This is a genomic window from Treponema sp. SP13 (genome assembly GCF_050938355.1).
Classification (GTDB): Bacteria; Spirochaetota; Spirochaetia; order Treponematales; family Treponemataceae; genus Treponema_D; species Treponema_D socranskii.
Genome location: NZ_JADOVM010000002.1, coordinates 241,290 through 253,402, shown reverse-complemented (window position 1 = coordinate 253,402; position 12,113 = coordinate 241,290). Strand labels below are relative to the sequence as shown.

General features: G+C 48.5%; 10 protein-coding genes. 5 read left to right on the top strand and 5 right to left on the bottom strand.

Annotated elements, in window-relative coordinates; translation table 11 throughout:
- Nucleotides 1-16: 16 nt before the first annotated feature.
- From dut to IZU26_RS05290, 5 genes are read left to right on the top strand one after another with little or no spacing between them, the layout of a single operon-like run.
- A complete protein-coding gene (gene dut, locus IZU26_RS05310; RefSeq protein ID WP_277056376.1) occupies nucleotides 17-466 on the top strand; it encodes a dUTP diphosphatase in 450 nt (149 codons plus the stop codon).
- Nucleotides 463-1,722, top strand: a complete 1,260-nt coding sequence (locus IZU26_RS05305) for an LptF/LptG family permease (RefSeq protein ID WP_433277336.1) — start codon at nucleotides 463-465, stop codon at nucleotides 1,720-1,722. Before dut ends, IZU26_RS05305 begins: the two co-directional genes overlap by 4 nt.
- Nucleotides 1,719-2,789 (top strand): LptF/LptG family permease, encoded by a 1,071-nt coding sequence (locus tag IZU26_RS05300; protein WP_433277334.1) that lies wholly within the window; start codon nucleotides 1,719-1,721, stop codon nucleotides 2,787-2,789. Before IZU26_RS05305 ends, IZU26_RS05300 begins: the two co-directional genes overlap by 4 nt.
- A 2-nt stretch (nucleotides 2,790-2,791) precedes the next feature.
- Entirely contained in the window at nucleotides 2,792-3,925 is a 1,134-nt protein-coding gene (gene tgt, locus IZU26_RS05295) for a tRNA guanosine(34) transglycosylase Tgt (RefSeq protein WP_433277332.1), read from the top strand.
- Nucleotides 3,926-3,966: 41 nt separating this feature from the next.
- A complete protein-coding gene (locus IZU26_RS05290) occupies nucleotides 3,967-5,481 on the top strand; it encodes a HEAT repeat domain-containing protein (protein WP_433277330.1) in 1,515 nt (504 codons plus the stop codon).
- A 129-nt stretch (nucleotides 5,482-5,610) separates the two neighbouring features.
- Here IZU26_RS05290 and IZU26_RS05285 read toward each other — a convergent pair whose 3' ends face one another.
- From IZU26_RS05285 to IZU26_RS05265, 5 genes are all read right to left on the bottom strand, one after another.
- Complete coding sequence (locus tag IZU26_RS05285) at nucleotides 5,611-6,765, bottom strand: M20 metallopeptidase family protein (protein ID WP_433277328.1); 1,155 nt, start codon at nucleotides 6,763-6,765, stop codon at nucleotides 5,611-5,613.
- 53 nt (nucleotides 6,766-6,818) lie between these two features.
- On the bottom strand, nucleotides 6,819-8,348 hold the full coding sequence (locus IZU26_RS05280) for an amidohydrolase (RefSeq protein WP_433277326.1): 1,530 nt from the start codon (nucleotides 8,346-8,348) through the stop codon (nucleotides 6,819-6,821).
- Between the two features lie 256 nt (nucleotides 8,349-8,604).
- Complete coding sequence (locus IZU26_RS05275; RefSeq protein ID WP_021331500.1) at nucleotides 8,605-9,615, bottom strand: uroporphyrinogen decarboxylase family protein; 1,011 nt, start codon at nucleotides 9,613-9,615, stop codon at nucleotides 8,605-8,607.
- Nucleotides 9,616-9,637: 22 nt separating this feature from the next.
- Entirely contained in the window at nucleotides 9,638-10,135 is a 498-nt protein-coding gene (locus IZU26_RS05270; protein WP_021331449.1) for an L-2-amino-thiazoline-4-carboxylic acid hydrolase, read from the bottom strand.
- Between the two features lie 53 nt (nucleotides 10,136-10,188).
- Nucleotides 10,189-12,084, bottom strand: a complete 1,896-nt coding sequence (locus IZU26_RS05265) for a M28 family peptidase (RefSeq protein ID WP_162147019.1) — start codon at nucleotides 12,082-12,084, stop codon at nucleotides 10,189-10,191.
- Between the last annotated feature and the right edge of the window lie 29 nt (nucleotides 12,085-12,113).

The following is a 12,113-nucleotide window of genomic DNA, read 5'->3' as shown; positions in this document are numbered from 1 at the left end:
GAACGAGGAAAGAGCCGTGACAAAACCGGTCGCCGTTGCGTGTACCGCGCTTTCTGGCGCTCTTCTTCCCGAATACAAAACGGAAGGAGCCGCGGGCGCGGATATATCCGCGTTTCTCCCGTCTCCCGTAACGATAGAGCGCGGCGCCTTTGCGCTCATTCCGACGGGCTTATGCTTTGCAATTCCCGAAGGCTTTGAAGCGCAAGTGAGGCCGCGTTCGGGGCTTGCAGCGAAGTCCGGCGTTACGGTTTTAAATGCGCCCGGTACGATCGACAGCGACTACCGCGGCGAAGTGAAAGTCATCCTCGTCAATTTCGGAAAAGAACCCTTTGTCGTGCAAAACGGCGACCGCATCGCGCAAATCGTTATTGCGCCCGTTACGCAGGCGAATTTCGTCAAAGCGGATTTTCTCGATGAAACCGTACGCGGGGAGGGCGGCTTCGGTTCTACCGGAGTAAACGTATGAAGCGCGGGGGCGCCGATTCTGGCGGCTCGTATTGCGCCGCACTTCGCAGGTATTTTTCCGCGTTTCGAAGGTATCTTTCCGTCTTGAAAAATCGTTTTACCGATTGTGCGCAATCCGTTCGGACAAAGCTTTTCGGTAGTTCTCTCCGTTCCCACGTTCTTACGCGCTATCTCGTGCGCGAGCTTTTGCTGTATTTTTCCGTCGCATTTTTATTTTTCTTTACAATCTTTTTCGTCAATCAGATTTTACTCATCGCGGAAAATATTTTGAGGCAGGGCGCTCCCGTGTGGGACGTCGTAAAGCTTATGACGTACAGCCTGCCCTTTATCGTCGCGCAGTCTTCCCCCTTTGCCACTCTCGTCGGCTTTCTCATGTGTTTGGGACGCTTTATGAGCGACAACGAAATTATTATTTTCCGGGCATCGGGCTTCAGCTACGCTCACATTTTGACTCCGGTGCTCGTCATGGGGTTCGTCATTTCGATTGCATCCTTTTTTGTAAACGATTATCTTTTGCCGCTCGGCACGATCCGCTACAACCGTCTGCGCCGTATGATTTTGTCGTCGAACCCCGCCGTCGCCCTCGAGTCTCATTCGGTAAAGCGCCTCAATACAGCGACGCTTGTCACTGGGGACGTATCCGACACGAAAGTTTCCGACCTCGTCATCATCGATACGGGAAGCGACGGGAGAGTGCGCGTCATTTCTGCAGGCGAATCGGAGCTGAAATCGGTGCGCAAAGAGGGCGTACTCATGCAGCTTACGATGACCGATGCGCTCTCGCTCTTTTTAGGCGCGAATTCGTTTTCCGATTACGACCGGCTTTCGTCGGATACGGTGACGTTCAATCTTTTTGAAAGCGCTTTTTTCAGCGACGGCGGAAGTACGAGCCCGCGTGAAATGACGTCTTACGATTTGGGAAGGGCGCTGCGCGATATGAAAAAAAACGCCGATACCGATAAACGCACGCTCAACAACTATACGCTCGAATACAATAAAAAATTTTCGCTGCCGTTCGGCTCGCTTTTTTTCGCGCTCCTCGCGCTGCCGCTTGCGTTTTTGTTCGGCAGACAAAACGGGCAAACGATCGGTATGATCGTCGGAATCATCATCAGCTTTTTGTATTGGACGATGATGATACTCGGCCAGTACGCATCGAGCAGAAACGGCTTTAACGGATTTTGGAGCATGTGGATTCCGAATATCGTTACGGGCGCGGCGGGGGCGGCGTTTTATATCGCGCTGAAAAAGCGATGACGCTCGTAAAATATTTATTTAAACGGTTTTTGCCCGTCTTTTTAGGCGCCGTATTTTTTTCGGCGATCGTTTTAAATCTCGTCGATCTTTTGATAAACTTGTGGCGCTATATTCAAAATCAAGTGCCGGCTTCCGTCGTGTTTAAAATCATGGCGCTCTATACGCCGAAAACGATTTGGTACGCCGTCCCCATGGGTATCCTCTTCGCTTCATCTTATACGCTGAGCGCTCTCTATGCGAACAACGAGCTTACGGCCGTGTTTGCGTCGGGCGTTTCTCTTTTCCGTTTTACAGCTCCGCTTTTACTTTTGTCGCTCGTTTTGAGTTTCGGTTTGTTTTTTCTCGACGACGCGCTCGCCGTCACTACCTATGCGCAAAAGCAAAAGCTGCAAAGCACCGTTTTGAATCAGGAAAAAACGCTCGACAACGATGCGATAGTCATCCTCGCCGAAGGGGGCAATCTCATCTATAAGGCCGCCGTCTACGACGATGCGCAAAAGCGGCTTTACGATCTGTATTGTATTTTTCGAGGCGACGATAAAAAACTTAAAGCCGTCATTCACGCCGATTCCGCGCTGTGGGATACGGATCGCTGGAGACTGCAAAACGCGGTGCAGTTTTCGCTTGCAGGCGGGACGGTTACGCGCAGTGTTCCCGACGCCGCTTTTACTTCCCGCCTCACAGAGCCTTTTGAAACGTTTCGGAACAACGTCGTTTCGGTCGAAGAGGTTACGGTGCGCGAAGCGAAAGAATACATCGAACACTTGATGCGGACGGGGCTGCCGTTCGGAGAAGCGCTTTCGCTGTACTACAAAAAGTTTGCGTTTCCGTTTATCGTGTTTATCGTCGTCTTCCTCTCAATCGGTCTTTCCGGGCGATCGAGAAAAAACGTCATGCTCATAAGTCTCGCGCTTTCGATCGGAGCTGCGGTTTTGTTTTACGTGACACAGATGATTACGATGCTCCTTGCAAAGTTCGGTTATATAACCGCCTTTTCCGGAGCGTGGTTTCCGGTTATCCTGTTTATCATAGCGAGCGCTCTCCTTTTGCGCTTTACGAGGACATAAAAGTGAATATTTTTGAAGTGCACCATACGAGTTCCGACGGCTCGGCGCGGACGGGGCTGTTGACGCTGCCGCACGGCACTGTTCGAACTCCCGTCTTTATGCCGGTCGGAACGAATGCGACGGTCAAAGCCGTGTCGAAAGAATCGCTCGAAGAGATCGGTTTTGAAATCATCCTCGCCAATACCTACCACCTTTTTTTGCGCCCCGGTCCCGATTTGATAAGAGAAGCGGGCGGGCTGCACGGTTTTTCGAAGTGGCAAAAAAATTTTCTCACCGATTCCGGCGGTTTCCAAGTGTTTTCGCTCGCAAAGCTTCGGAAGATCGGCGCTGAAGGTGTCGCGTTCCAAAGTCACATTGACGGTTCGCGGCACTTTTTTACGCCCGAAAACGTCGTTGAAACGCAGACGAAATTCAACAGCGATATTCAAATGCAGCTCGACGTGTGCACGGGCTGGAATGAAGGCAGAAAAGAAGCCGAGCGCGCTCTGGCGATTACGACGGATTGGGCGAAGCGGGCGCTTTCCGCGTGGAAGCGGGAGACCGAGCGCGGCTATCGCGGTTTTCTTTTTCCGATCGTTCAGGGTAATTTTTTTGAAGATCTCCGCAAAGAAAGCGCTCTCTTCGTTTCGTCTCTCGATACGGCGGGCATCGCGATCGGCGGTCTTTCCGTCGGAGAACCCGCTGAAGAGTTCGCGCGCTTTTTGCGGTATACGGTGCAATACTTACCCGAAGCGAAACCGAAATACGTTATGGGAATCGGTACGCCCGAATACATACTCGAAGCGGTCGCCTCCGGCATCGATATGTTCGACTGCGTGCTTCCGACGCGCAACGCGCGCAACGGTTCGTACTTTACGCACGACGGTATGCTGTCGATAAAACAGGAACGCTTTGCGCACGATTTTTCTCCGATAGATGCCGAGTGCACGTGCAAAGTGTGCCGCACCTATTCCCGCGCCTATCTCCGTCACCTTTTCAAAGAGCAGGAAATACTCAGTGCGATGCTTTCATCGTATCACAATCTCTATTTTCTTCACGCGATGATGGGCGAAATCCGTAACGCGATCGAAGAGAACAGGTTTTTAGAGTATAAGCGCGATTTTCTTGCGCGATTCGGCACCGGAACCATCCGATAATATAAACAACGGATAATAAATCACCGGATCGAGGATTGCCTATGAAGATACACTATGCCGCAGCTGCCCTGACTTTTTTTGTGCTGCAGCCCTTTTGCCGTGTTCCCGCCGGCAAGAGCGCTTCGGCTTTTGCCCAAAGCGCTTCGACTTCTTCGGCGCAAAGCGCGGCACCGGCCGGAACTTCTGTCGACGGCGCTTCCAAATTCAAAAAAGCCGTCACGATACCCGAAGCGAAGCGCCCGGCAGCTCCCGATAAAGAAAAGAGCGAAAAAGCCGCTCTTTCCGATAAAAGCTCCGACACCGTAAAAGAATACCGCGATACGTTCCGCTACGGCGTGTCGCCCGAAATCACGTCGCTTTTGCAAAAATGTATCGACAACGACGATCCCCGCTTTTCGGACGACGCGTACGATTTATTTCATACGACGCGCTCTTCGCAAGTTCGCGAAAAGATTCTCGAATATTTTACGCATCTGAAAGATCCGTGTTTGGAGGATTATGCCGTCGGCGTTTTGGACGATCCCTACGATACGAAAAACAGCACGGTCGAAGCGGTGTTCCGCTACGTTTCCGCGGTAAAGTGCAAAGAAGCGCTTCCGGCAGTTCTCGCCCTTTTGGATACGGACAGCGACGCGTATTTTCAAGCCGCGCTTACGACGATCGGAGAAATCGGCGGGCCGGAAGAAGCGCAGTATCTTGCCGGCTATATCGACCGCGATGATTTGACCGTGCCTCAAAAACAAGCGCTCGCTCGCGTGCTCGGAAAACTGCATGCAACTGAAACGTGGGCGAAGCTCGTTTCGATTGCGCAAAATGAAGACGAAAACGCTTTTGTGCGGATGTACGCAGCGGAAGCGATCGGCGCGATGCAAAAAAGCGAATCGATTCCGATCCTTGCCGAACTCTACGAATCATCCGATCCGAATTTCCGCCAGTACGTCATAAAAGGATTGTCTCACTATCCCGGAAGCGGTGAGGCGAAAGAAGTCATCGTGCAGGGCATCCGCGACGAACACTATAAAGTGCGCCTCGAATCGATAGCCGCAGTAAAAAAACTCAAATTTACCGAAGCGTCTCCGTACCTCGTCTACCGTGCAAAAAACGATAAAGAAAAAGTCGTCAAAAATGCGTGCTACGATGCGCTCGCATCTCTCGGCACAAAAGACGGAAACGGCTGCCTCATAGAGATCGTCTCCGATCCGAAGTCAGGCGATACGGCAAAGGCGGATGCGGCAAAAGCGCTCGTTTCTCAAGGCTCGGTCGGTGAAAAAGAGATACTCGCCCTTGCAGGAGAAACGCTCAAAGACGATAGACGGAAGCAGCTCCGCTACGCGCTCGGAAAACTCTTTGCAAAGTACGCGCGAGCGGGCTATGCGGATATCTGCCGCGATTTTTTGCTTTCAAAAGATGCGGCGACGGTGAGTCTCGGTCTCGATATGTACGCTAAAGCGAAATACGCTTCCGCTTCCGTCGCCGTCGTCTCTCTTGCGAACGATAAAAAATCGGGGGCAAACGGAGAACGCGCTCGGAAGATTCTCGGCATGAGCGAAGAGTAGGGGACGATTGTTTTACCTGTGTTTACCGCACGGGGCTTTTCGATTGCCTTGCCGACGGGACGATAGGCTCGAATAGATCTTATCGATTGCAGTTTGTTTGCATTTGATGCATGGGGGTAGCGGTACCGATTATTTTCTTCGTATAAAATCGATATAAAATCGAACGGCATTTGCCAGTGCCGATTCGTCCATATCGAATTTACTGCTGTGGTGCGCGTACCCGATCCCTTTCGCTTCGTTTCTGATACCGATAAATGCATAGAAACCGGGGAATTCCTGCAAATAACAAGCGTAATTATCCGATCCCATAATTTTTTCAAACGGAATGACGTTTTCGTTCCCGAAAACGGCTTCGGCCGCCGGCAGCGCTTTTTCGACGGAAGCGGCGTCGTTTACGACCGGCGGAAGTTCGGCAGTCGATTTCCATTCGACTTTTGCTCCCGTCAATATTTCCGCCGCTTTACAGCTTCGGTCGACGATGGAAAACAGATGTGCTTTTCCACTATCCGAAAAATACCGCATCGTTCCGCCGAGTTCTGCCCGGTCGGGAATGATATTGGTCGCCGTTCCGCAGTGAAACGATCCGAAGCTGAGCGTACTGTTCCGAAGCGGATTGAATTCCCTGTCTTTAATACGGAACGCTTCCCCGATAATGAGTGCGCCTGCATTTATCGGATCGATCCCCTGATCGGGTCTTGATCCGTGACAGCTTTTTCCCGTTACGGTAATGTGAAAGCTCGTCATTCCGGCCATAACCGCGCCTGCTTGCAGCGCCATTTTACCGGCGGGGATATCCGCCCATAGATGCGAACTGATGACGGCTTCCAACTTTCCGACGGTTTTGAGATACGCGATGATCGCTTCGTGTCCCTGCGCGATTTCTTCGGCTTGCTGAAAACACAGATAGACGGTACCGGCAAGTTCGGCGCGCATGGCCGCGAGTTCCCGGGCGAAAGCCAAAAGAATCGCAATGTGTCCGTCATGACCGCATGCGTGCATACAGCCTTCGTGCGTCGATTTAAAAGAGAGACCGGTATCTTCGTCGATAGGCAGTGCATCGATATCGGCACGAAACGCATAGGTTTTACCGGGCAGATCGCCTTTGATACATGCAACCGTTCCGTATTCGCCGACCGGTTCATACGACACACCCGATTTTTTCAGTTCGTCCCGAATGTTTTCGGCCGTTTCTTTTTCCTTTAAAGAAAGTTCCGGTATTTTGTGAAAGCGCCGCCGCTGAGCGACAACGTATTCTTCCATATCTTTCAGCATAGTATTGCCCATAAAAAAATTATATATCTAAAAAAAATCTCAAAGCCGGGAATTTCCGCAAGTTTTCATTTGTTTACCCACACGGTTTTTCCGCGGTAAACGGTTTCCAAAATTTGTATCTTATCCAGCTTGTCTTTCGGATGCTCCAGCGGATTATCGGATAAAATGACAAAGTTCGCTTCTTTTCCCGCTTTTATGCTTCCCCGTTCATTTTCTTCAAAACCGAGGTAAGCCGCATCGATGGTGACCATTCTCAACGCTTCTTTTACGCTGATCCTTGACGCGGGTACGCTGAGATTGACGGCCGCATGAATACCCAACAGAGGATTCATCGAAGTTACCGGCGAATCCGAACCGCCTCCGACGATTATTCCTCTATCCAAAACAGGGCGCAATGCGCATCTCATGGCAGCCCGTTCCGGCCCTATGTGAGGTACGTAAGTGTCGGACGGCCAATAGTAGTCGAATATGGGCTGCATAGCCAAGGTTACTTTCAAATCTTTTGCAAAATCCATCAAGTCATACGCGGAAACTTCAAAGTGCTCAACCCTGTGTCTGTGATTTTCTCTCGGAAATTCGGTTAAGACTTTTTTATACGCCTTTAGTGCCTGCTCTATAGCGGCGTCTCCGATCGCATGCATACAAATTTGCAGTCCCGCTTTATGCGCTTCTCTGAAAAAATTCTCCAGCCGTTCTTGCGTAAAATAAAGGTTACCGTAGTTTTTAGGATTATCGATATACGGCTCGCGGAAGGCGGCGGTACCCGGTTCAACGTCACCGTCTAAAATACAGCTAAAACATCCGCCGATTTGTTTTAAGCCGAGTCTTACGACTTCTTCTACGTTGGTAGTTTGATAATAAATTCTCAAGTGAAAAGGAATTTCATCTTTATCCCGCAAAAGAGCCAATACGTCGGGATCGTTTACGGGACTTCGGCCTTCCATCGTATGGACAGCCGTGATCCCGTTGCTGATACATTCGTGTATCATCTTTTCCCGCGCTTTCTTTTTTTGCTCTTCGGACATCAATTTCGGCGGCAGCGAATACGCAAAGAGATTGGCTTCGTTCCGTAAAAATCCTTCCGCCTTGTCTTCTTCGCTTATGGCAATTCCCGCATTTTTCGCTTCTTCAATAATCAATTTCAGAGCTTTGGTATTAACAAAAGTTCCGTGTGTTCCCGCAGTTCGCAAAAATACCGGATGATCGGGAACGGCTTTATCCATCTCTGCCAATGTAATAGGCCTGTTTTCCGCAATCGGGTGTCCGCCGTATCCGTTTATAAATAAAACTTCGTCTTTTGAAGCTTTGTCCGATTCTTGCCGAAGTCCCGCTACAATTTCCGCTATTGAGGATGCTTCAAAAAGCGACGGTTGCGTCATCATTTCGCCGGAAAAACTCATATGACAATGAGAATCTATAAATCCGGGTACAAGCGTTTTTCCGTTAAGGTTAATTAATTCCGCATCGGGATACTTTTCTTTTGCTTCTCGTTCACAGCCGACAAATACGATCTTATCGTTTTCAAATACTACGGCTTCTTGGGTATCGTCCGTATCCATCGTCAAAACAGTTCCGCCGAAAAACATTTTTTTCATAATTGAACCTTCCTTAAAATTGCACAGCGAGTAAATCTTCAGATTTAGGAGATGTGCAATCGGTGCGCACGAGCGCACACGTACATACGCGAGTTTTCAAAAGAAAACTCGAAGTTAAAAGCGCCGAACAATCCGTATTCGGATTAACCGGCAGCCGATTTCTTAAACCCGTATTGTGAAAACGCAGGGACGGCCGATACGCGCATCGATAATTTTTTTGCAAAAGAATTCGCGCACAGCTCGTCCCCGTTTTCCGCTACCGTTTGCTGTACTTTTCGGCGTACTTCCTTACTTCGTCAAGCCGTTTGTATCCTACTTGCGGAGGAACGGTACAATCGGCACCTATGATAACGCCGACGCTTCCCGCATCCGCTATTATTTCCTTTACGCGGTTTTCGATTTCGGCATCGCTTCCAATATCGAGCATCGTTCCTTTGCTGTTTGCAAATCCGCCCAAAACGCACGCGCCGCCGAAGAATTTTTTTCCTTCCGACAGCGGGACTTTTTCGGTATAGACAGCCCAATTATACACTTTTGCCTTATACTCTTTATAAAAAGACAAATCGTTCGTAGAACTTCCGTAGCCGCATATATGCAGAATATTGTTGTCCCATAGTTTGTTTATTGCGTTCAAACCCTGAAGATCGGATTCCATCACATACCGCTTGTGGAAGTTCAAATCGGCTTTTTCGGATTGTACGCTTTGTACGCTGTAGTAAATGCCGTCTACGCTTGTATTCTTTTTGATTTTATCCGCGAGAACCGATACGTCTTTCGCGATTTCCAAAGATGCGGCGAGCATCGCTTCGGGATCTTCGTTGAACAGCTGCACGAATAATTCAGGGCGCTTTTTATAGCATTCGGTGTACAGGCGGATATAATTGAACGGTGCAAAGATGTTGTAAAAGGCTGCGATTTCGCCGTCGAAATGTTTGAGAATTTCGTTGATCATATCGACTTGCTTATCATACCACGGAGAAGACGCTCCGATGGATTTGATTTTTTTTATGTCGTCGATAGTGTTGATATCGTTTTCCATGATCGACGGGTGTCCGAAAAAACCGTCCGACATGATTTTTACCATATCCGGCTTGAGGTCGTCGTACAGCTTTTTGGTGCCGTCGATTGTCGCCTGAACGATCCCTTCATCCATAAGTCCCCGGAATTGCCGATATTCGTCGGCAAAGTGCCACCAAAACCCTACGGGAACGCGATTGACGGCTTTGTTGTCAAACGCGTCCAAAATCAGTTTTTTCTTTTCTTTCATTGTCTACCTCCATAAAAGTTTTTTACGATTCGGTATTGTGCTTGTTCGGCTGCTTGATTCTGATTTCACATATCGGGTCTCCCTTTGCAATCGTTTTTCCCAATTTAAAATCAAGCCCCAACACTTCGCATATCCCTCTGTCGCCGTCCATAGCGATATCGCACAGGAGTGCGATTTCGTCATCGCTTGCCCCGATTTTTTTCCATGCCGACACCAAAGGGCAATAATGGAAATCCACGCTCAAATCTCTCTCAGTGCATGTATCCTCCATTTGAAAAATATCCTTAACATTGTCATTGACGAATTCTTTGTGGAATATTTCAAAATCGTCGGTGTGTGTAAATTTGTGAGCGCCGTGAAAATTGCCGCATTTTTTTATGGCTTTACGCGCGAAGTCTTCGCTCAAGCCCGCTGACACGGCTTCTTTGTACAGCACATAAAGCCACAAAGCCCTATGTTCAAATGCGTTTCTCATATCTTCGATATGACGTCCTTTAAATTCGGATTTGTTTTTTATCATTTGTCACCTCCATGATAAACCGTTTTAAAATCCCGTTTTCGAAAACGCGTCGGCTATATACATGCTTTCATCATGTCGATAAGTTCTTCGACAATGCTTATTTCCGCCGCAATATTCGTTTTGAGTTCCGACCGTTGAACGGCAAGTTCCCTTTCAAGTTTTGCAATAACATCGTTGCAGTTATCGCTTCCGCCGTCGCGCAGCTTTTGAAGATCTCTGCCGATGTCGTACATATCGGCTATCGTCGTAACTTTTCCTTGCGCCCAGGTAAACGGCACGGAATCTCCGATGACTTGATCGACCAAGAGATCATACGTCGCTCTGTCGAAGTGATAGCCGTACCAACAGAGATCTACGTATCGCAAATCTTCGTCCATAGCTTTCGCTATATTGCCGGATTTAATACTTGCAATAGCTGCCGTCAAATACTGAATATTATTGCGGTTCCGTACGTGGATGAAATTGTATTGCTCGAACCAATCGAGGCCGAACAATTCGTTTACGACTTTTCCGAATATCTTGCTTATCTTTTTGTTGTACGCTTGCGTCGCAGCGTTCATTTCGGTAAACGAATCGTTTTTTTGCTTTAACTGCGCGGCAACGTCTTTTGCTTTAAGGATCGTTTCGCGAAGCTGCTTCGTGTCTCCCATACTCGCTTCGTCGATTTCCTCAAGCATGTGTTCGTACAGCGCCGTAAAATTCAGCGGCCGTACCGGTAGTTTATCGAATTTCTGTAAAATGGAACCGTATAAAATATGCGAAGAAAGAAACGTTCTGTCGTCATAATCGTTTATCCACTTTTGATCGGATGACGAATGATACGAAGGCCAAAAATTGACTCCTTCATAAAAACTTTCTATCGTCGGTATGCCGAGGCAGGCGTACATATAGCTTTCCGTCCACGTCCACATGGGGCTGTAGGTTCCGAACGGATATATATTGCCTTCGATGTTTTGGCCGATCTTTTCTATCCCTTCAGCCATTTCATACGGAGTTCTTACCCGAACGGCGGTCGCAGTACCGTTAATTAAATTGCCGTCCAGATTTATCAATAAAAATCCGTTGTCGCTCCATTCGGGATGCTTGTGCGTCAACATCGTCGCGCCTCGCGCCCAATCGTATCGGGTACCTTCGATGCCCCATTCTTCCGCTCCGTGGAGACATACGCGCAGCGTTCGTTCGGGTGTATAGCCGTCTTCGATCAATGCTTTGCATATTCCCATTATACAGCCGATACCGGAAGTATTGTCCGCAAAAGCCGTAAAATATGCGTCATAGTGGCCGATGAGGTAGACGATTTCGTCTGTCTTTCCCGGTATTTCACCGATGATACAATTTGTAATGCCGTTGTTGACAACGCTCACTTCCGCATTCAAAACGGCTTCAATCTCTCCGCCTTGCAGTTTTAATTGCTCTTTAAATAATTCGGCTTCCCTTACCGTCATTGAAAATGTCGGGAGATCGCAGTTCGTGGAAATATCTTGTACGCCTAAAGTGTCTTTCGACCACGAACAGTAGCCGCCTATTTGAACGATAATGACGCCTTTCGCTTTTTTGAATTTTGCCTGCGTAACCGGCCAGTTGACCCACCAATCGTCGACCATGTTGATATCGATCAAAACATATTTTCCTTCGACATCTTTGTTTTCATAATCGATATCTCTGCCCTTGTTGACATAAACGATTTTTATTTTTTCATCTTCCGCCAAACATCTTGCTTGGAAACTCGACAGCAAAACTTTCCTCGTATTCCCGTTGTGCATTTTGTAAGAAATGTCGGCCCGCTTAAATTCGAAATTGTCTACGACGACGGGATCCTTATGCACGTTTTTTAAGCCGATTCTTTTCATCTCATCGTGGAGAAAATCTCCTGCGGCAACTTCCGCTGCGGAACCGGACGTACGATAACCGAGATCGGGATTGCTCTTAAACGAAATCAGTTTTTCCATCAGATTAAGGGTATAATTTAAATCCAAGT

Coding starts and splice junctions, on each gene's coding strand:
- IZU26_RS05305 (WP_433277336.1), top strand. CDS start 463: ATGAAGCGCGGGGGCGCCGATTCTGGCGGCTCGTATTGCGCCGCACTT.
- IZU26_RS05300 (WP_433277334.1), top strand. CDS start 1,719: ATGACGCTCGTAAAATATTTATTTAAACGGTTTTTGCCCGTCTTTTTA.
- IZU26_RS05290 (WP_433277330.1), top strand. CDS start 3,967: ATGAAGATACACTATGCCGCAGCTGCCCTGACTTTTTTTGTGCTGCAG.
- IZU26_RS05285 (WP_433277328.1), bottom strand. CDS start 6,765: ATGGGCAATACTATGCTGAAAGATATGGAAGAATACGTTGTCGCTCAG.
- IZU26_RS05280 (WP_433277326.1), bottom strand. CDS start 8,348: ATGAAAAAAATGTTTTTCGGCGGAACTGTTTTGACGATGGATACGGAC.
- IZU26_RS05275 (WP_021331500.1), bottom strand. CDS start 9,615: ATGAAAGAAAAGAAAAAACTGATTTTGGACGCGTTTGACAACAAAGCC.
- IZU26_RS05270 (WP_021331449.1), bottom strand. CDS start 10,135: ATGATAAAAAACAAATCCGAATTTAAAGGACGTCATATCGAAGATATG.
- IZU26_RS05265 (WP_162147019.1), bottom strand. CDS start 12,084: ATGGAAAAACTGATTTCGTTTAAGAGCAATCCCGATCTCGGTTATCGT.